This window comes from Enhydrobacter sp. (genome assembly GCA_025808875.1).
GTDB lineage: Bacteria > Pseudomonadota > Alphaproteobacteria > Reyranellales > Reyranellaceae > Reyranella.
The window spans coordinates 5,143,671-5,162,749 of record CP075528.1 but is presented as its reverse complement, the minus strand read 5'-3'; the positions used below and the strand labels follow the sequence as shown (position 1 = coordinate 5,162,749).

Annotated in this window: 22 protein-coding genes; 11 read left to right on the top strand and 11 right to left on the bottom strand. The window is 69.1% G+C overall.

What is annotated here, in order from left to right; all coding sequences use genetic code 11:
- Positions 1-2 precede the first annotated feature (2 nt).
- Both KIT25_25595 and KIT25_25590 read left to right on the top strand, forming a co-directional pair.
- On the top strand, positions 3-1,166 hold the full coding sequence (locus KIT25_25595) for a penicillin-binding protein activator (protein UYN95338.1): 1,164 nt from the start codon (positions 3-5) through the stop codon (positions 1,164-1,166).
- Positions 1,167-1,171: 5 nt separating this feature from the next.
- Entirely contained in the window at positions 1,172-1,891 is a 720-nt protein-coding gene (locus KIT25_25590) for an HAD family hydrolase (protein UYN95337.1), read from the top strand.
- 31 nt (positions 1,892-1,922) lie between these two features.
- On the opposite strand, the gene KIT25_25585 is transcribed toward KIT25_25590, so the two are convergent.
- Both KIT25_25585 and KIT25_25580 read right to left on the bottom strand, forming a co-directional pair.
- The gene (locus KIT25_25585) at positions 1,923-2,297 is read right to left on the bottom strand and encodes a (2Fe-2S) ferredoxin domain-containing protein (GenBank protein ID UYN95336.1); all 375 of its coding nucleotides are present in this window, start codon (positions 2,295-2,297) and stop codon (positions 1,923-1,925) included.
- Between the two features lie 3 nt (positions 2,298-2,300).
- Positions 2,301-2,564, bottom strand: coding sequence for a hypothetical protein (locus tag KIT25_25580; GenBank protein ID UYN95335.1), 264 nt, complete (start codon positions 2,562-2,564; stop codon positions 2,301-2,303).
- A 64-nt stretch (positions 2,565-2,628) separates the two neighbouring features.
- On the opposite strand from KIT25_25580, the gene KIT25_25575 reads away from it, so the two are divergent.
- From KIT25_25575 to KIT25_25565, 3 genes are read left to right on the top strand one after another with little or no spacing between them, the layout of a single operon-like run.
- Positions 2,629-3,726, top strand: a complete 1,098-nt coding sequence (locus KIT25_25575; GenBank protein UYN95334.1) for a diaminopropionate ammonia-lyase — start codon at positions 2,629-2,631, stop codon at positions 3,724-3,726.
- A complete protein-coding gene (locus KIT25_25570) occupies positions 3,723-5,759 on the top strand; it encodes a thioredoxin domain-containing protein (protein ID UYN95333.1) in 2,037 nt (678 codons plus the stop codon). The genes KIT25_25575 and KIT25_25570 overlap by 4 nt, the downstream gene beginning before the upstream one ends.
- Positions 5,760-5,772: 13 nt before the next feature.
- Positions 5,773-6,516 carry a creatininase family protein gene (locus KIT25_25565; GenBank protein UYN95332.1) on the top strand — a complete coding sequence of 248 codons (744 nt, stop codon included), beginning with the start codon at positions 5,773-5,775 and terminating at the stop codon, positions 6,514-6,516.
- A 6-nt stretch (positions 6,517-6,522) separates the two neighbouring features.
- On the opposite strand, the gene KIT25_25560 is transcribed toward KIT25_25565, so the two are convergent.
- From KIT25_25560 to tsaD, 5 genes are read right to left on the bottom strand one after another with little or no spacing between them, the layout of a single operon-like run.
- Complete coding sequence (locus KIT25_25560) at positions 6,523-7,395, bottom strand: DMT family transporter (protein UYN95331.1); 873 nt, start codon at positions 7,393-7,395, stop codon at positions 6,523-6,525.
- Positions 7,396-7,447: 52 nt separating this feature from the next.
- Positions 7,448-7,852 carry an EVE domain-containing protein gene (locus KIT25_25555; GenBank protein UYN95330.1) on the bottom strand — a complete coding sequence of 135 codons (405 nt, stop codon included), beginning with the start codon at positions 7,850-7,852 and terminating at the stop codon, positions 7,448-7,450.
- A gap of 1 nt (position 7,853) precedes the next feature.
- Entirely contained in the window at positions 7,854-8,843 is a 990-nt protein-coding gene (locus tag KIT25_25550; protein UYN95329.1) for an NAD(P)-dependent glycerol-3-phosphate dehydrogenase, read from the bottom strand.
- Between the two features lie 10 nt (positions 8,844-8,853).
- Complete coding sequence (locus tag KIT25_25545; GenBank protein UYN95328.1) at positions 8,854-9,480, bottom strand: 2OG-Fe(II) oxygenase family protein; 627 nt, start codon at positions 9,478-9,480, stop codon at positions 8,854-8,856.
- The gene (tsaD, locus tag KIT25_25540) at positions 9,477-10,514 is read right to left on the bottom strand and encodes a tRNA (adenosine(37)-N6)-threonylcarbamoyltransferase complex transferase subunit TsaD (protein UYN95327.1); all 1,038 of its coding nucleotides are present in this window, start codon (positions 10,512-10,514) and stop codon (positions 9,477-9,479) included. Before tsaD ends, KIT25_25545 begins: the two co-directional genes overlap by 4 nt.
- Positions 10,515-10,559: 45 nt before the next feature.
- Between tsaD and hemC the strand changes: the two genes are divergently transcribed.
- The 6 genes from hemC (at position 10,560) to KIT25_25510 (ending at position 15,789) form a co-directional block, all read left to right on the top strand.
- On the top strand, positions 10,560-11,486 hold the full coding sequence (gene hemC, locus KIT25_25535) for a hydroxymethylbilane synthase (GenBank protein ID UYN95326.1): 927 nt from the start codon (positions 10,560-10,562) through the stop codon (positions 11,484-11,486).
- Between the two features lie 27 nt (positions 11,487-11,513).
- On the top strand, positions 11,514-12,320 hold the full coding sequence (locus KIT25_25530; GenBank protein ID UYN95325.1) for a M48 family metallopeptidase: 807 nt from the start codon (positions 11,514-11,516) through the stop codon (positions 12,318-12,320).
- A complete protein-coding gene (locus tag KIT25_25525) occupies positions 12,317-12,544 on the top strand; it encodes a sulfurtransferase TusA family protein (protein ID UYN95324.1) in 228 nt (75 codons plus the stop codon). Before KIT25_25530 ends, KIT25_25525 begins: the two co-directional genes overlap by 4 nt.
- Before the next feature lie 25 nt (positions 12,545-12,569).
- Positions 12,570-13,775, top strand: a complete 1,206-nt coding sequence (locus tag KIT25_25520; protein UYN95323.1) for a phosphoglycerate kinase — start codon at positions 12,570-12,572, stop codon at positions 13,773-13,775.
- Between the two features lie 10 nt (positions 13,776-13,785).
- Positions 13,786-14,394 carry an NUDIX hydrolase gene (locus KIT25_25515; GenBank protein ID UYN95322.1) on the top strand — a complete coding sequence of 203 codons (609 nt, stop codon included), beginning with the start codon at positions 13,786-13,788 and terminating at the stop codon, positions 14,392-14,394.
- Positions 14,395-14,463: 69 nt separating this feature from the next.
- Positions 14,464-15,789 (top strand): Rieske 2Fe-2S domain-containing protein, encoded by a 1,326-nt coding sequence (locus KIT25_25510; protein ID UYN95321.1) that lies wholly within the window; start codon positions 14,464-14,466, stop codon positions 15,787-15,789.
- Positions 15,790-15,798: 9 nt separating this feature from the next.
- Here KIT25_25510 and KIT25_25505 read toward each other — a convergent pair whose 3' ends face one another.
- Genes KIT25_25505 through KIT25_25490 form a run of 4 tightly spaced genes read right to left on the bottom strand, consistent with a single transcriptional unit; the run spans position 15,799 to position 19,057 of the window.
- Positions 15,799-16,365: a septation protein A gene (locus KIT25_25505; protein ID UYN98065.1), complete on the bottom strand. Its 567-nt coding sequence runs from the start codon at positions 16,363-16,365 to the stop codon at positions 15,799-15,801.
- A 26-nt stretch (positions 16,366-16,391) separates the two neighbouring features.
- A complete protein-coding gene (ftsY, locus tag KIT25_25500) occupies positions 16,392-17,402 on the bottom strand; it encodes a signal recognition particle-docking protein FtsY (GenBank protein ID UYN95320.1) in 1,011 nt (336 codons plus the stop codon).
- A complete protein-coding gene (locus KIT25_25495; GenBank protein UYN95319.1) occupies positions 17,336-18,166 on the bottom strand; it encodes a diaminopimelate epimerase in 831 nt (276 codons plus the stop codon). The genes ftsY and KIT25_25495 overlap by 67 nt, the downstream gene beginning before the upstream one ends.
- Positions 18,167-18,172: 6 nt before the next feature.
- Positions 18,173-19,057: a hypothetical protein gene (locus tag KIT25_25490; GenBank protein ID UYN95318.1), complete on the bottom strand. Its 885-nt coding sequence runs from the start codon at positions 19,055-19,057 to the stop codon at positions 18,173-18,175.
- Between the last annotated feature and the right edge of the window lie 22 nt (positions 19,058-19,079).

The following is a 19,079-nucleotide window of genomic DNA, read 5'->3' as shown; positions in this document are numbered from 1 at the left end:
CGATGCGTCCAGCCTTTCTCGCGCTCGCCACTCTCGCCTTCCTGTTGGGCGCCTGCTCCGACTCTCCCAAGACTAGCACGGCTCCGCCGCCCGCCACGACTGCGCCGCCGGCCGGTTCGCCGATCACCGCCTCGGGCAAGACCCGGATCGCGCTGCTGCTGCCGCTGAGCGGCCGCGCCGCGCCGATCGGCCGGTCCATGCAGCAGGCCGCCGAGCTGGCGCTGTTCGACGCCGGCGCCCGCGAACTGGCGCTGGCGGCCTACGACAGCGGCGATTCGGCCGACCAGGCCGTCCAGGCCTATCGCAAGGCCCGCATCGACGGCGTCGCCCTCGTGCTCGGCCCGCTGTTCGGCACTTCGGCCACCGCGCTCAGACCGCTGGTGCGGCAGGGCGGCGCCAACGTCATTTCCTTCTCGAACGACGAGCAGGCCGCCCAGCCCGGCGTCTTCATCATGGGCATCGCCGCGCCGCCGCAGGTGCGCCGCGTCGTCGATCACGCAGTGCAGGCCGGCATCAAGCGCTTCGCCGCCTTCGCGCCGCGCACCGCCTACGGCGAGCAGATGATCCGCACGCTCGAGAGCCATGCCGCGGCGCGCGGCGGCACCGTTGCCGCGGTCGAGCTCTACGACGACGGCGCCGATCTCGGCGGGCCGGCGCGGCGCCTCGCGACGGCCGTCCAGGGCGACGGCAAGCTCGCGCTGCTCGTTCCGGTGGCGCCGCCGCGCATCACGACGGTGCTGGCGGCGCTGACGGCGGCCGGGCTCGAAGGCGCCGACGTGCAGCTGATCGGGACCGGCGTGTGGGACGTCCAGGGCATCGGCGCGGAGACGATGCTGCGCGGCGCGTGGTATGCCGCGCCCGATCCGGCGCGGCGCGCCGATTTCGAGCGCCGCTTCGTGTCGACCTACGGCCGGCCGCCGCATCGGCTGGCCACGCTCGCCTACGACGCCGTGGCGTTGGCCGGGCAACTCGCCCGCCAGAAGCCGGGCGGCGACTTCTCCGCCCTGGCGATCGCCGATCCCAACGGCTGGTCGGGAGCCGACGGCGTTTTTCGCTTCCTGCCCGACGGCCGCTCCGAGCGCGCGCTGGCGGTGATCGAGATCCAGGGCGACCGCTCGACGGTGATCGGCCCGGCGCCGCGCAGCTTCGTGTCGCCGTCGAACTGAGCGCCATGCCCCACCTGCCGCGCGCCGTCCTGTTCGATCTCGACGACACCCTGATCCGCGCCTACGCCCAGCCCGAGGAGGCATGGACGCGCCTGCTCAACGTCTTCGCCTTTGAACTCGACGCGCACAATCCCGTCGCGGTCGAGCGCATTCGCGCCGCGGTGATGGAGGAGGCGCGCGCGTTCTGGAGCGACCAGGCCGCCGCCGCCAGGTGGCGGCTCGACATTCCCGGCGCGCGACGGCTCTCGGTGCGGCGCGGGTTGGCGCGTCTCGGCCGCGCCGACGACGATCTCGCCGACCGCATCGCCGACGCCTTCACCGAACTCAGGCGCAGCGAATACAGGCTCTACCCCGACGCGCTGGCGACGGTCGACGCGTTGCGCCGGGCCGGCGTCAGGCTCGCGCTGGTGACCAATGGCGCGAGCGAGATGCAGCGTCCCAAGATCGCGCGCTTCGATCTCGCCCATCGCTTCGATCACATCCAGATCGAGGGCGAGTTCGGCCAGGGCAAGCCTGAGCTCGCGGTCTATCGTCACGCCCTGGAGCGGCTGGGCTGCGCGGCCTGCGACGCCTGGATGGTGGGCGACAACTACGAATGGGAAGTGGTCGCACCGCAGGCGCTCGGCATGTGCGGCATCTGGTACAACCCCTTCGAGGTCGATCCGCCGCCGCACGACACGCGCCCCACGCGCATCATCAGGCGGCTGGCGGAGCTGATGGAGTAGGCCGCTCCATCGGCGCTCGACGCCAAGGCGATCAGCTCTTCACGCGGTCCTTGGGCAGCCTGTCGGTCGGCCGCAGCATCAGGCGCTCGACGCGCTCGCCCCTCATCAGGTGCTTCTCGAGCACCTCGTCGATGTCCTCCCGGGTCGGGCACGAGTACCAGATGCCCTCGGGATAGATCACCACGGTCGGTCCGAGCTCGCAGCGATCGAGGCAGCCCGAGGCGTTGATGCGCACGTTCTTCAAGCCCAACGCCTTGGCGCGGTCCTTCATGTGGTCACGCAGTGCCTCGCTGCCCTTGTCGGCGCAGGAGCTGCGCGGATGGCCTGCTGCACGCCGGTTGGTGCAGCAGAAGACGTGCGCCTCGTAGTAGGAGCCCGGGTCGTCCGGCCTCTTGCGGTCGCTCATCTCCTACTCCTTCTTGCCGCCGCCGGCGGCGATGGTGGCGAGCTGCGACCAGAACGCCTGCTGCAGCTGGTTCATCTGCTCGACGCCCTGCATGGAGGCGGGAATCCAGGTCTTGAACACGGCCTCGGGGCTCATCGCATCGAGCCCGGACTTCATGCGCTCCTCGATCTGCGCCAGCACGCGCTCCTGCATCGGCTTGAGGTCGGGCAGGCCGAAGAAGGCGCGTGCCTCTTCGGGTGTGCAGGTCACTTCGACATTCACTTTCATGCGCTGTTCTCCATCGCCGGCACCTTAGGGGATATCGCGGCGTCGGACCATGCTATGAGGCCGCATGGTTCTTCCCTGGCTCGCTCCGAATCCCCGCTGCCGGCGGGGACAAGCCTTCGCCGACGCACAGCGCAATGTCGTCGATCCCGCCGCCCTGCCCGACATGAGCGCGCTGAAGGGTGTGCCGCATGCGCCGACTCCGCTCCATTCCCTGCCCGCCCTGGCCGAACGGTTCGGCGTGGCCGAGCTTCGGGTGAAGGACGAGAGCCAGCGCTGGGGTTTCGGCGCCTTCAAGGCGCTGGGCGGGGTGTTCGCGGTTCACGAGTTCCTGCGCACGCACGAGGAGCGCCCGCCGGCCGACGTCACCTTCACCACGGCGAGCTCGGGCAATCACGGCCGCTCGGTCGCCTGGGGCGCGCAGCTGGCCGGTGCGCGCTGCGTGATCTTTCTGCCCAGGTTCACGTCGGCCGAGAAGGAAGCGGCGATCCGCGCCCGCGGCGCCGAGGTGATCCGCATCGACGGCGACTACGATACCGCCGTCGCCGAGTGCCGCCGCCAGGCCGAAGGCAACGGCTGGACGCTGATCTCGGACACGTCGTGGAGCGGCTACGAGAAGACGCCGCGCGACGTGATGCGCGGCTACATGGTGCTGGCGGACGAGATTCTGCGGCAATGGCCGGACGGGCCGACGCACCTCTTCGTGCAGGCCGGCGTGGGCGGCCTCGCCGCGGCGGTGATCGGATATTTGTGGGCGAGGATGGTGCAACATCCCGTCTCCGTCGTCGTTGAACCCGCGAGCGCGGATTGCTGGTTCCAGAGCAACCTCGCCGGCAAGCCCGCGCTCGCCAGCGGCGACGCCGGCACGGCGATGGGCGGGCTCGCCTGCCGGGAGATCTCGCCGGTGACCTGGCCGGTGATCGGCCTCGGCGCCGACTGGTTCATGACCATCGAGGAGGACGAAGTGACGCCGGCGCGCAAGCTGTTCGCCCATCCGCCGGGCGGCGATCCGGCGCTCGCGTCGGGTCCGTCGGGCTGCGCCGGACTCGCCGGCCTGATGCGCGCCTGCGCCGACGAGACCGCCCGCAGGACGCTCGGCCTCGACAAGGGTGCGCGCGTGCTGCTGATCAACAGCGAAGGAAACCTGGGAGAACGCCCGGCATGATGGAAGGCCGCAACCGCCTCGCTTCCGAGACCAGCCCCTACCTGCTGCAGCACGCCGACAATCCCGTGCATTGGTGGCCGTGGGGCGAGGAGGCGATGGCGGAAGCGCGGCGCACCAACCGCCCGATACTCCTTTCGGTCGGCTATGCGGCCTGCCACTGGTGCCATGTCATGGCGCACGAGAGCTTTGAATCGGAAGACGTGGCCGCGGTGATGAACGAGCTGTTCGTCAACATCAAGGTTGACCGCGAGGAGCGGCCCGACGTCGACGCGATCTACATGCAGGCCCTGCAGCATCTCGATCAGCCGGGCGGCTGGCCGCTCACCATGTTCTGCACGCCCCGCGGCGAGCCGTTCTGGGGCGGCACGTATTTTCCCACGCCGGCGCGCTACGGCCGACCGAGTTTCGTCGACGTGCTGCACGGCGTCGCGCAGGCCTGGCGCGACAAGCCGCAGGACATCGAGACGAATCGAGCCGCCCTGCTGAAAGCCCTGCGGGACGACGCGACCGGCAAGGCCGCGGCGCCCGGGACCGAGGGCGTGGCCGTGCCGATGAGCCTGCTCGACGAAGTCGCCGCGCGCCTCGCCCAGGCGGTCGATCCGGTGTGGGGCGGGGTCGGTCAGGCGCCGAAGTTCCCCGCACCCTATCTCTTCGAGAACATCTGGCGGGCCTGGCTGCGTAACCGCGACAACACACGCCTGCGCGACGCGGTCGTCGTCACGCTCGACCGCATGTGCCAGGGCGGCATCTACGACCATCTCGGCGGCGGCTTCGCGCGCTATGCCACCGACAACGAATGGTTGATCCCGCATTTCGAGAAGATGCTCTACGACAACGCCCAGATGGTCGACCTGCTGACCCTCGTCTGGCAGGAGACCCGCAGCCCGCTCCATGCCGCTCGCATTGCCGAGACCTGCGACTGGATGCTGCGCGAGATGGTCGCCGGGAACGGCGGCTTCGCCGCCAGCTACGACGCCGACAGCGACGGCGTCGAGGGCAAGTTCTACGTCTGGGACTCCGCCGAGATCGACGCGGCGCTGGGCGACGCCGACGGGGCGTTCTTCCGCCGGACCTACGACGTCACCGATGCGGGCAATTGGGAACACCGCAACATCCTGCATCGCAATCGAACGCCGGCGCTGCTCTCCGACGACGAGGAGCGACGGCTTGCCGGGCTGCGCGCCAGGCTCAAGACGGTGCGCGACGGGCGCGTCTGGCCGGGCTGGGACGACAAGGTGCTGGCCGACTGGAACGGCCTCGCGATCGCGGCACTCGCCAACGCGGGGACGGTGTTCGAGCGCACCGACTGGCTGGAGGCGGCGACCCGCGCCTGGCGCTGCGTGATGGACCTGATGCGCGACGACGACGGGCGGTTGTTCCATTCGCTGCGCGCCGGCAAGCGGCGGCATCGCGGCACGCTCGACGACTACGCCAACATGGCGCGCGCCTCGATCGCCCTGCACGAGGCGACGGGCGATGCCTCCTGTCTCGACGCCGCGACGCAGTTGGTCACGATCGTCGACCGGCATTTCGCCGATCCGGCGGGCGGCGGCTATTTCGCCACGGCCGACGATGCCGCCGACCTGATCGTGCGAACGAGGCACTGCCACGACAACGCGGTGCCCGCCGGCAACGCCACCCTGGTCGGGGTGTTCGCGCGGTTGTGGGCGCTGACCGGCGACGCCGCGTGGCGGGACAAGGCCGAGCGGCAGGTGGCCGCCTTCGCCGGCGAGCTGCAGACCAACCTGTTTCCGCTGATGACCCTGCTCAACGGCCATGAAACGCTGCAAGGCCTCGTCGAGCTGGTGATCGTAGGCGACCCCGCCGATCCGGCGACGCGCGCCCTGCATCGCGCGGTCCACGGCAGGAGCCTGCCCAACAAGGTCGTGCGGCCGCTGCGGCCCGACGCCGTTCTGCCCGCCGGCCATCCGGCGCGCGGCAAGGGGCTGGTGCGCGGCCAACCCGCGCTCTACGTTTGCCGCCACATGACCTGCGAGGCGCCGATTACCGACCCCGACGCCGTGCGCCTTTGAGGAGTTTCGTTTCGTGCAGCTTCAACTCAAGACTTGGCAGTTCGTCGAGGACTACCTCAAGAGCAAGACCGGCATCATCATTCCCATCGGTTCGACCGAGCAGCATGGGCCGACCGGCCTGATCGGCACCGATGCGCTGACGGCGGAGATGATCGGCCGCGGCGTCGGCGACAAGGTCGGCGCGCTGGTGGCGCCGACCATCTCGGTCGGCATGGCGCAGCACCATCTCGCCTTCCCCGGCTCGATGACGGTGCGGCCCTCGACCCTGATCGCGCTCATCCGCGACCAGGTGATGTCGCTCGCCCGCCACGGCTTCACGCGCTTCTACTTCATCAACGGCCATGGCGGGAACGTCGCCACCGTGACGGCGGCGTTCTCCGAGATCTATGCCGAGAGGTCGCTGGAGCGGCTCTCCAACCAGCCGCCGATCAAGTGCGTGCTGCGCAACTGGTGGGAGAGCAACGGCATCAGGGCGCTGAGCAAGGAGCTCTACGGCAACGCCGAGGGCAGCCACGCCACGCCGTCGGAAGTGGCGCTGACCTGGTACCGGTTCCCCGAGACCATGCAGCAGAAGCCGATGGAGCCGCGGATCGCGCCCAACGGCTCGTTCGCCGACGCCGAGGATTATCGCCGCAACTTCCCCGACGGCCGCATCGGCTCCGATCCCAACCTCGCCACACCCGAGCACGGCAAGCGCATCTACGAGACGGCGGTCGCCGACGTCGCCAGGGACTACGAGGCCTGGGTGGCGCGGTAGGAGGCGCTATCTCTTGTCCGCCGCCCGCACCCGCTGCCGCCGCAGGATATAGAGGCCCGAAGCGATGATGACGACGATGCCGGCGAGCGCCAGCTCATTGGGCACGTCGCCCCATACGACATAGCCGATGGCGAGCGCCCACAGGACCGAGGCATAGCGGAACGAACCGATGACCGAGAACTCCGCGCCGGAGCGCACGGCCAGCATCAGGAACTGGTAGCCCGCCGCGAGCAGCAGCGAGGAGCCGAGCAGCAGGTGGACGCCGTAGGCGCTCATCGGCTGCCATTCCTCGACCAGCGCCCAGGCGCAGCCGACGACCGCGACGGTGACCGCCGAGCTCAGCGACACGACCAGCGCCGGCACGTCGGCCGGCACGTAGCGACCCAACACGTCGCGCGCCGCCCCGGCGAACGAAGCGGCCAGCACCAGCCAGGTCCAGGCGTTGACGTCCTGCGGGCGCGGCTGGATCACCATCAGCACGCCCGCGAAGCCGACCGCGATCGCGGTCCAGCGCCGCCAGCGCACGTCCTCCTTGAGAAAGATCACGGCGAGCAGGGTGAGGAAGAGCGGCGTCGAGAGGTTGATCGCGCTGGCCACGGCGAACGGGATGTGGGCGAGCGCGATGAGATAGAGGATCGCCGCGGCGGCCTCGAGCAGGCCGCGCGTCGCCACTGCCGGATGGCGAAGCCCGCCGAGGCGGCGCCAGTCGCCGCTCGCCACCACCGCCAGCGCGCACCACAAGGTGGCGAACAGCCCGCGCAAGCCGATCGCCTGCAGGGTCGGCATGGTCTCGGTCGCGAGCTTGACCAGCGCGTCGTTGACGATGAAGACGAAGACAGCCGCGGACATCGCGAGGATGCCGCGTGTGTTGGCGCTCACGGGCCTGTGCTCACTTGTTGGCGCTCACTTGTCGGCGCTCACTCGCCGGTCGTCACTTGGCCATCTTGAGGAGGATCGCCGCCTGCGCGGCATCGACCGGCACGACCGAGAGGCGAGACTGGCGCACCAGGCCGAGATCCCTGAGCCTGGGCTCGGCTTTGATGGCGGCGAGCGTGACCGGCGTGGCGACCGGCTCGACCGCCTTGACGTCGACGCACACCGCCTTGCCCGCCTTGTCGGTCGGATCGGGATAGGCCGTCCTGGTCACCTCGGCGATGCCGACGATCTCCTTGCCTTCGCCCGAATGGTAGAAGAAGCAGCGATCGCCCGCCTTCATCGCCCTGAGGTTGATCGCGGCCTGCGCGTTGCGCACGCCGGTCCAGGCCGTCTTCCTGTCCTTGACGAATTGCTGCCACGAATAGGCACCCGGCTCCGACTTGATCACCCAGTAGGCCATTTCAGACTCCCTCCCGACGCAACGGCCGCGCCAGCAACGCCCGGATCGCCTCGTCGGGCGATGCGCCGCGATGGAGGATAGCATCGACGGCGGCGCAGATCGGCATCTCGATCGCCTGCTGTGCCGCCCGCGCCAGCACGGCGGGCGCCGTCGCCTCGCCCTCGACGATCTGGCGCCGGCCCCGCATGTGGCCGGCGAGCGAGCCGCCCTTGCCGAGAGCCTCGCCGAGCGCACGGTTGCGCGACAGGGGACCGTGGCAGGTGAGCACCAGATCGCCGAGCCCGCTCAACCCCGTCAGCGTCTCGAGCTCGGCGCCGAGCGCGAGGCCCAGTCGCGCCATCTCGGCGAAGCCGCGCGTGACCAGCGCCGCCGCCGCGTTGGCGCCCAGCCCGCGGCCCGCGACAATACCCGCCGCGATTGCCAGCACGTTCTTGACCGCACCGCCCAGCGCCACGCCCGTGACGTCCCGCGTCCAATAGGGACGGAACGCGCCGGCCGCCAGCGCCTCGGCCAAACGGCGGCCGAGATCGGCTTCGGTGGTGGCGATGCTCACCGCCGTCGGCAGGCCGCGCACCGCTTCCTCGGCGAAGCTCGGCCCCGACAGCATGGCGAAGGGCCGCCCGGGAAGCGCTTCCGCCAGCACTTCCGGCATCAACAGGCCGGTCGCGGTCTCGATGCCCTTGGCGCAGATCACGACGGGCGCGCCGGCCGGCAGGCGCCGCACGAGGTCGCGGACCGCCTGGGCCGGGCAGGCGAGCAGCACGGCGTCGCAGGCGCGAAGGTGTGCGAGGTTCGGCGCGGCCTCGATCCCCTCGTCGAGCGCGAGCCCCGGCAGGTAGACCGGATTGGTGCGATCGTGCGCGATCGCCGAGGAGATTGCCGGATCGCGCGACCACAGCGTCGCGCGGCGGCCCGCGCGACGGGCGAGGCAGGCGAGTGCGGTGCCCCAGGCACCGCCGCCGACCACGCCGATATGGCCGATGCCGGTCAACGCGGCGCGCTCACAGGCTGAGGTTGAAGGCGATGGAGATGCGCTCGGCCGTGCCGCGATAGGGCCGCACCTGATGGAGGATCCAGGCCGGGAACAGCACCATGCGGCCGGCCTTGGGCAACACGACCTCGTTGGCGCCGACCGACAGCCCGCCCGGCACGTTGAAGGCGAGTTGCGGCGCGTACATGGCAACGCCCGGCGCGCGCGGATCCATGAACTCCAGCTCGCCGCCCAGCGACGGATCGGCGCCGATGCCGCCATCGTCGACATAGTAGACGCCCGACCAGAAGCTGCCGGGATGGGAGTGGAATTCGTTGCCGTCGCCGGCGCGATTGACGTTGGCCCACATGTTGGCGCGCCAGGTCATGGCGACCGGCTGCCCCTGACGATTGCAGGTGACGCGATTGGCGGTGTTGCGCGCGAAGGCGAGCAGCTTGACCGCCGGCATGCCGGCCCATTTTTCCATGTCCCAGCTCGACTGCCAGCCGCCGTAGTTCGAATGCTGCGTGCCGGCGTCGGTCTTGCGCTGCTTGCCGATCGCCGCCTTCAACTCGACGTTCAACGCCGCACCATCCGGCACGTCGTAGTGCACGATCGGAGTCGGGAACAGCGCGAAGACGTGGAAGCCGTCGCTCATGCCGCCTCTTTCCTGTCCGCGTCCAGCGGCCAACGCGGCCGTGGCCGGAAGTCGAGTCCGTCGGTCCGGCCGAGCCGCAACCGCTCGACGCCGGCCCAGGCGATCATGGCGCCATTGTCGGTGCAGAGCCCGACAGGCGGCGCGACGAGCTTCGCCGGAAGCTGCTCGAGCCGCTTTCGGAGATAGGCATTGGCGGCGACGCCGCCTGCGACCACGAGGGTCGGCGACGGTGCAAGGGAGAGCGCGTTGGCGCAGCGATCGACCAGCACGTCGCCCACCGCGCGCTGGAACGAGGCACAGAGGTCGGCGATGGCGCGCTCGTCGCCCGCCGGCAGTTTCTCGACGGTTTGTCGAACGGCGGTCTTCAGGCCGGAGAAGGAGAAGTCGCAGCCAGGCTTGCGCCACATCGGCCGCGGCAGCGCAAAGCGCCGCGAGTCGCCACCTTCGGCCGCCCGCTCGACGGCGGGACCGCCCGGGAAGCCGAGCCCCAGCAGCTTGGCGGTCTTGTCGAAGCATTCGCCGACGGCGTCGTCGATGGTGGTGCCGAGCCGCGTGAAGTCGCCCGCCTGGAAGTCGGGCCCTCGCACCGTCGCCAGCTGGCAATGCCCGCCCGACACCAGCAGCAGCAGGTAGGGGAACTCGACGGGCTCGGTCAGCCGCACGGAGAGCGCATGGCCCTCGAGATGGTTGACCGCAAGGAAGGGCTTGTCGTGGGCGAAGGCGAGCGCCTTGGCGGTCATGACGCCGACCATCACGCCGCCGATCAGGCCGGGGCCGCCCGTGGCGGCGACGCCGTCGAGATCGCCGAGGCCGACGCCGGCTTCGGCCAGTGCATCGCCGACCAGGCCGTCGATACGCTCGAGATGGGCGCGCGCGGCGATCTCGGGCACCACGCCGCCGAAGCGGCGATGCTCGGCGAGCTGGCTATAGACGACGTTGGCGAGGATGCGGCCCACCGGCGCCCCGCCCGGTGGCGCCTCGACGACGGCCACCGCCGTCTCGTCACAACTGGTTTCGATGCCCAGGATGCGCATTCGTGTCTTCTAGCCTCGCCGCCCCCACTGCGCTAGAGCAGCGCCATGGCGGCTTCCCTCCTGCGGCTCGGCACGCGCGGCAGCAAACTGGCGCTGACGCAGACCGGCCTCGTGCGCGACGCGCTGGCCGCCTCGGTATCGGCGTTGTCGGCACCCGACGCGATCGAGATCGTGCCGATCCGCACCACCGGCGACGCCATCCAGGACCGGCCGCTCGGCGAAGCCGGCGGCAAGGGACTATTCGTCAAGGAAATCGAGGAGGCACTGCTGGCCGGTCGCGTCGATGCCGCCGTGCACAGCATGAAGGACATGCCGACCGCGCAGCCGGCCGGCCTCGTCATCGCCGCCTTCCTGCCGCGCGAGGATGCGCGCGACGTGCTGATTGCCGGCGACGCCACGCGCATCGCCGACCTCGGACACGGCGCCATTGTCGGCACTTCGGCGCTGCGCCGCCGCGCCCAGCTGCTGCACCAGCGGCCCGACCTGCAGATCGTCACCCTGCGCGGCAACGTCGACACGCGGCTCGCCAAGCGCGACGCCGGCGTGGTCCAGGCGACGTTGCTGGCGCTCGCCGGCCTCAAGCGGCTCGGCATGGCCCATGTCGGCGTGCCGATCCCCGAGGACGAAGTGCTGCCGGCAGTCGGCCAGGGCGCGGTCTGCATCGAATGCCGGCAGGACGATGCGCGCACCAACGGGTGGCTCGCCGCGATCAACCATGCATCGACCATGACTCGAGTCGCGGCCGAACACGCCATGCTCGCCATGCTCGACGGCTCGTGCCGCACGCCGATCGCCGGACATGCCGTGCTCGAGGGCGATTCGCTCCATCTGCGCGGCTTGATCGCCAAACCCGATGGCAGCCGCCTGGTCGCAGCGGAGCGGCGCGGAACGTCCGATCAGGCGCGCGCGTTGGGTCGCGATCTGGCCGAGGAGCTGCTGCACCGTGGCGGCCCCGGCTTCCTCTCGACCTGACGACGCTGGCCTCCTAGAGTCATTTCCATGCGTGCTTCATCGCTGCTCGCGCTGTGCGCCGCCCTGCTTGTCTCCGCCTGCGAGGCCGCGCCGATTACCGGCCGCTCGCAGGTGATGCTGGTGAGCGAGGGCGAGGAGTTGCAGATGGGTCTGCAGGCCTATCGCCAGGTCCTGGCGACCGAGCCGGTGTCACGCAACGTGCAGGCCAACGCGCTGGTCGAAAAGGTCGGACGCCGCATCGCCGCCGCCGCCGAGCAACCGCCGGCCAACCTGTGGCGGGCGCCGCGCTACCGCTGGGAATTCAAGGTCATCGACAAGAACGAGCCCAACGCCTTCTGCCTGCCCGGCGGCAAGATCGCGGTCTACACCGGGCTGCTGCCGATCACGCGCGACGAGACGGGCCTCGCCGTCGTCATCGCCCACGAGGTGGCGCACGCGCTCGCGCGCCACGGCGCCGAGCGCATGAGCGACCAGATGGTGGCGTCGGTCGGCGTGGCCGCAGCGGGCGCCGTCCTTGCCGCCACGTCGAGCGGACGCAACCGCAGCCAGCTTCCGCTGATGATGGCAGCGCTCGGTGCCGGCGCCACTGTCGGCTATCTGCTGCCGATGTCACGCGCTCAGGAGAGCGAGGCCGACCATATCGGCCTCGTTCTGATGGCGCGCGCCGGCTACGACCCGCGCGAGGCCGTGGCACTGTGGGAACGCATGCGCGCCGCCAACTCAGGCGGCGGACGCCGGGCCGAATGGCTGAGCACCCATCCGGCCGACGACACCCGCATCGCCGACATTCGCCGCTGGCTGCCCGAGGCGATGCGATATTACAGGGCACCGTGACCGAGACTCTCGAATACGACGCCACCGGCTTGCTCTGCCCGCTGCCCGTGCTGCGCGCCAACCGCAAGCTGCGCGAGCTGCCCGTCGGCGGATTGCTGACCGTACGCGCCACCGATCCTGCGGCCGGGCAGGACTTTCCGGCCTTTTGCCGCCAGACCGGCCACGAATTGGTCTCCGCTTCGCGCGACGGCGAGGTGCTGGTATTCGTCATCCGCAAACGCTGACCTCCGACACGACAAGAGAAACGGCATGCCCAAGGTGACCTTCAAGACCATCGATTCCGCCGACGTCGCGGGCAAACGCGTGCTGGTGAGGGTCGACCTCAACGTGCCGATGAAGGGCGGCAAGGTCAGCGACGCCACCCGCATCGAGCGCGCCGCGCCGACGCTCACTGAACTCGCCGGCAAGGGCGGCAAGGTGATCGTGCTCAGCCATTTCGGCCGACCCGAAGGCAAGAGGGTGCCCGAGATGTCGCTCAAGCCGCTGGTCGAGCCGCTCGCTGCGGCGCTCGGCAAGCCGGTCGCCTTTGCCGACGATTGCATCGGACCGCTCGCGGAGGACGCCATCCGCGCCCTCAAGCCGGGCTCGGTGCTGCTGCTCGAAAATCTCCGCTTTCACAAGGAAGAGGAGAAGAACGACCCGGGATTCATCGACAAACTTTCGGTACTGGGCGACGTGTATGTCAACGACGCCTTCTCGACCGCGCACCGTGCCCATGCCTCCACCGAGGGCATCGCCAACCGCCTGCCCGCCGTCGCCGGGCGCCTCATGCAGGCCGAGCTCGAGGCGCTCGACAAGGCGCTGGGCAACCCGAAACGGCCGGTGTGCGCCGTGGTCGGCGGCGCCAAGGTCTCGACCAAACTCGACCTGCTGGGCAACCTCGTCGGCAAGGTCGACAAGCTGATCATCGGCGGCGGCATGGCCAACACCTTCATTCAGGCTCAGGGCACCAGTGTCGGCAAGTCGCTGTCGGAGAAGGACCTCGGCCCGACCGCGCGCGAGATCCTCGACAAGGCCAAGACCGCGAAGTGCCGGGTGCTGCTGCCGGTCGACGTCGTCGTGGCCGGCGAGTTCAAGGCAGGTGCGGCGAGCAAGGTCGTCGACGCCGACGCCTGCCCCGACGACCAGATGATCCTCGATGTCGGACCGAAGACGATCGCGCTCTACGAAAAGGAAGTCGGCGAGTGCGCCACGCTGGTCTGGAACGGCCCGCTGGGCGCCTTCGAGATCACGCCGTTCGACACGGGCACCGTGGCGCTCGCACGCTGCGTCGCCGGGCTCACCGGCGCCGGCAAGCTGCTGTCGGTGGCGGGCGGAGGCGACACCGTCGCGGCGCTGGCGGCGGCGGGCGTCGAGGAGAAATTCTCCTACGTGTCGACGGCGGGCGGCGCCTTCCTCGAATGGATGGAGGGCAAGGCCCTGCCCGGCGTTGCGGCGCTGATCCGGGCGGCCTAAGAGTCGGGGCATGAGCGCCCCGACACAGAGCGACCGACCACGGCTCCCTTGGGATCCGCCGGACCATTTCGAGAAGCGCGTGCCGGACGGCGACAATCGCGAGCGTCTGGTCTGTGGGCGCTGCGAGTTCATCCACTACCAGAATCCCAAGATCGTCGCCGGCGCCGTCTGCACCTGGCGGGAGGGAGGGGACGACAGGATCCTGCTCGCCAAGCGCGCCATCGAGCCGCGCAAGGGATTCTGGACGCTGCCCGCAGGCTACATGGAGCTCGGCGAGACGACCGAGCAGGCCGCCCAGCGCGAGGCGCGCGAGGAAGCCTGCGCCGCCATCGAGATCGACCGGTTGCTCGCCATGTACAGCGTGGCGCGCATCGGCCAGGTGCAGATCATGTATCGCGCGCGGCTGGTCAGCGCCGACGTCTCCCCGGGCATCGAGAGCGAGGACGTCGGCCTGTTCGAGTGGACGGACATTCCCTGGGAGCAACTCGCCTTCCCGACCGTCGTGTGGGCGCTCGCCCATTTCCACGACTCGCGCGGCAAGGCCGACTTCGTCACCTACTCCAATCCGACGGGCGATCTCGCCCGCATGTGGCCACCGAGGAAACCGGCGGGAATTTGAGCGTAAGCGTCCCGACGCCCTCCGGCGTCCAAGACTTGAGTTCGGCGACGAACGATTGTGGAGGAAGCCATGCTGTCTGCAGCGCACAACGAATTGCTCACCCGCGTCGGCCCCGGCACGCCGATGGGCGAGCTGATGCGGCAATACTGGATCCCGGCCTGTCTTTCGTCCGAGCTTGTGGCTGACGGCGAACCGATGCGATTGCTGCTGCTCGGGGAACAGCTCATCGCCTTCCGCGACAGCGATGGCCGTGTGGGCATCATGGAGCATCGCTGCCCGCATCGCTGCGCGTCGCTGTTCTTCGGGCGCAACGAAGAAAATGGTCTGCGCTGCGTCTATCACGGCTGGAAGTTCGACGTGGAAGGCAACTGCGTCGACATGCCGAACGTGCGGCCGGAGCAGGACTTCAAGCATCGCGTGAAGGCCAAGGCCTACAGGGTGATCGAGCGCGCCGGATTCGTGTGGACTTACATGGGGCCGCGCGCCGAGGCACCGCGCTTGCCGGCCATCGAGGCACTGATGCTGCCCCAGGAGGAGAACCTCATTCGCGTCCATCAGCGCGAATGCAACTGGTTCCAGTCGCTCGAGGGCGACATCGACACGTCGCACTTCGGCTTCCTCCATATCGGTAGCCTCAACGTCGACGATGTCGATCCCACGAGCATGCATCGCTGGGGCGTTCTGGATCGCGCGCCGGAGTACAAGGCGACGGAGACCGAGTGGGGCACGATGTACGCCGCCTACCGCGAGGCCGAGCCGGGCAACAACTACTATCGGGTCGCCCACTTCCTGTTGCCGTTCTACACCTTCTCGCCAAACGGCTCGATCGAGGATCAGATCACCTGCACGATCAACGTGCCGATGGATGACACCCACACCATGACCTACAACGTGAACTGGAAGCACAAGACCCCGCCGTTGCAGACGCTCAGAAACGGCGAGCCGATCCCCGGCCTGGTCCCCGACATGCAGTACCTGCCGCGGACCAACGACTGGTATGGCCGCTGGCGCCTCGTGGCACGGCGCGACAACGACTACTTCATCGACCGCGACATGCAGCGCACCGTCAACTACACCGGCATCCAGGGCATTGGGCGCCAGGATCAGGCGGCAGTCGAATGCATGGGCGAGATCGTCGACCGCACGCTCGAGCATCTGGCGCCAAGCGATCGCATGATCGCACTGACCCGCCGTCGCGCGATAGCCGCCGCGCAGGCCCTCATGAACGAGGGAAAGCTTCCGGCGACCGTCGACAACCCCGACATCTATCGCGGCGCACGCGGCGGCTCGTTCATCGCTCCAGCCGACATCGACTGGCTGGAGGCCTATGCGCGCAAGCTGCGAACGGCCAAGAGCCCGCAGGGTGTCCTCGCGGTGGCGCAGGCCGCGGAGTAGGGCTGCGCCTCAACTGCCACGCGCGAAGGGATTGTCGGCGCCGTCCCAGTGGCGACGGAGCAGCGGCACCTGCAGGAAGGCGAACAGGAGCGTCAGCGGAAAGCTCACGAACATCTTGCTGGCGATCCAGGTGTCGGTCGAGAAACCGCGCCAGAACACCTCGTTGACCGCCGCCAGCACGAAAAAGAACAGTGTCCAGCGCAGCGTGAGCCTGTGCCAGCCCTCGTCGGTCAGGCGGAAGGCGGCGCCGAAGATCGGTTTCAGCAACGGCCGCCGGAAGAGCAGCAATCCGCCGCCCAGGATGGCGCCGAACAGGCAGTTCACGATGGTCGGCTTCATCTTGATGAAGGTCTCGTCCTGCAGCCAGATCGTGAGGCCGCCGAACACCAGCACGAAGAAGCCACCGACCAGCGGCATGACGGGCCAGCGTTTCTCCATCAGGCGATAGCAGGGCAGCGCGATGGCCGTCGCGACGACGAAGACGGCCGTGCCGGCGAAGATGCCCCAGCGGCCGTTGGCGATGAAGAACAGGATCAGCGGTCCGAGCTCCAGCCCCGTGGCGTAGAGCTTGCGCATGCCTTGTTCAGGTTTGACGTCGTCGCTCATGCCGGCAATCCCATGAGGCCGCGGGCGAAGGCGCGCGCCTCGAACGGTCGAAGATCGTCGATGCCCTCGCCGACGCCGATCGCCACAACCGGCAGCTTGAATTTCTCCGCCAGCGCCACCAGCACACCGCCCTTGGCGCTGCCGTCCAGCTTGGTGAGCACCAGAGCGTCGACCGGCGACATGCTCTTGAACGTCTCCACCTGTGCATGGGCATTCTGGCCGGTCGTGGCGTCGAGCACCAGCAGGCAGGAGTGCGGCGCACCGGCATCGAGCTTGCGGATCACGCGGACGATCTTGGCGAGCTCTTCCATCAGGTTGGTCTTGTTGTGAAGCCGGCCGGCCGTGTCGATCAGCAGCACGTCGTAGCCGCCGGCGCGTGCCTTTTCCAGCGCCTCGTACGCCAGGCCGGCCGCATCGGCGCCCGTCTCCTTGGCGATCACCGGCACGCCCGCTCGGGCGCCCCAGACCTCGAGCTGTTCGACCGCGGCGGCGCGGAACGTATCGCCCGCGGCCAGCATGACCTTCCTTCCCTCTCCCTTGAAGAGGTGGGCGAGCTTGGCGATGGTCGTCGTCTTGCCGCTGCCGTTGACTCCGACCACCAGCACCACATGCGGCTTGCGCGCCGAATCGACGGCGAGTTGCGTGGCGACCGGCCGGAGAATCTCGGCGATGTCGTCGGCGAAGGCAGCCCGAACCTCCTCGTCCGTCACTTCCTTGCCGAAGCGCTCCTTGCCGAGCTTCTCGATCAGGCGCGCCGCTACGCTGACGCCTAGATCGGCCTGGATCAGCGCATCCTCCAGATCGTCGAGCGTCGCCTGGTCGAGCCTCTTCTTGGTGAAGAGGCTGGCGATGTTCTCGGTGACGCGCTTGGTCGATTTGGCAAGCCCGTCACGCAGGCGCGACAGCCACGAACCCTTGCGCTCGGTTTCGACGATATCGCTCACAGCTCGCCCCGGTAGGAGTGGGAAATGCCACCCGTCATGGTGACGCGGCCGTCGCCCATCCATTCAATGCCAAGCGTTCCATGCTCGACCACGATCTCGACCTTGCGGCCGGTGAGCCCGCGCCGCGCCGCGGCCACGCCCGCCGCGCACGCTCCCGAGCCGCATGCCAGGGTGAAGCCGGTGCCGCGCTCATAGACCCGCAGACGAAGCCTGTTCTCGCCGACCACCTGGGCGAGCCCGATATTGGCACGCTGCGGAAAGAACGGATGCCGTTCCAGCTCGGCGGCGAGGGGATCGAGTGCCGGCGAGAGTGCATCGGCGACGAAGAACGTGGCATGCGGGTTGCCCATGTTGGTACCGACCGGGTCCTGCAACGGGCCGATGCCGACCGGCATGCGGTTGGTGTCGCAGGCCTCGCGCACGGGAATCTCGCGCCAGTCGAGCTTCGCCGGCCCCATGTCGACCGCGATCACCGGCAGGCCATTGCCATCCATTCCGGTCGTCTGCGCCTCGAGCAGGCCCGATACCGTCTGCACCGTCGCATGATCCGAACGGTGCTCCGCCATGACCAACGACGCCACGCAGCGTGTCGCGTTGCCACAGGCGCCGGCTTCGCTGCCGTCGGGATTGTAGATGCGCATGAAGACGTCGGCGCCACGATCGTTCGGCGGCTCCAGCACGATCAACTGATCGCAACCGACGCCCAGCCGACGATGGGCGATGGCGCGCCGCCGCTCGGGCGGCAGGTCGAGCGTGCCGGCCCGACCGTCGAGGATGACGAAGTCGTTGCCCAGCCCATGCATCTTGAGGAATGGCGTGCCGCCCATGGCGGGCTATATGGCCGTTCGACCCGGCCAGCGCAACGAGCGCATCCGCACCTCGCCAGCGCGCGACCCGCCGATCTCGCGCACGTCGAGGGCGGCCAATCGCTTGGTGTAGATGGTCAGGTGCAGGATTCCGAGCGGCTCGTAGGGCATCGCGGGCTCGACGAAGAGCTCCCGCCCGGCGTCCCAGAACGGCGTGGCGTGGTGGACCGGCCAGTTGCAGCGGCTCGGCAACGCCTCGTACCGATAGCCGCGGTCGTAAGCCAGCACGTTCAGCGCGACCTGATCGGTCATGTTCGTCGAACGTTGCAGCGCTTCGCCCAGCAGATCGCCCCAGCCGACCCAGTGGGGCGCATCGGCCGCCAGTGCGAACACGCCGGCATTGATCAGTGGTCGGCGGATCAGGCGCTCGGCGGTCGCCCGGTCGAAGCAGGATTCGAAGGCGGTGCCATTGACGGTCGAGAACTCCGTCCAGGCATGATGATAGTGGCGCATCGACCGATGGATCTCGGGCGCGACGGCCAGCGCGCCGGTCCGCGCGGCGGCGACGAACAACGCCAGCGCATCGCCTTGCTGCACCCAGCAGTCTCCGTCGATCCAGACATAGACTTCGAAGCCAGGAAAATAGCGCGGCAGGAACGGACGCGCAGTCAGCGCCTTGTAGCCATCCTTGAGTCGGTCGCGTCCGGGAAACTCGAAATCCCACCGCGGCACGACGAGCGAGGCGCCCTGCCCCACGCACCAGCCCCGTTGCGCCTCGGTCAACCCGCAATCGAGCACCCCTAGTGCCATCGCCCGGCCCTCCGGAACGGCACGCAGGGAGGCAACACAGTCGCGCATGAGATCGAAATAGGCGGCGTCGCCGCCGGTGATGGCGATAGTCCCTTGCGTCACCCGGCAAAGATGCCACAGTCCC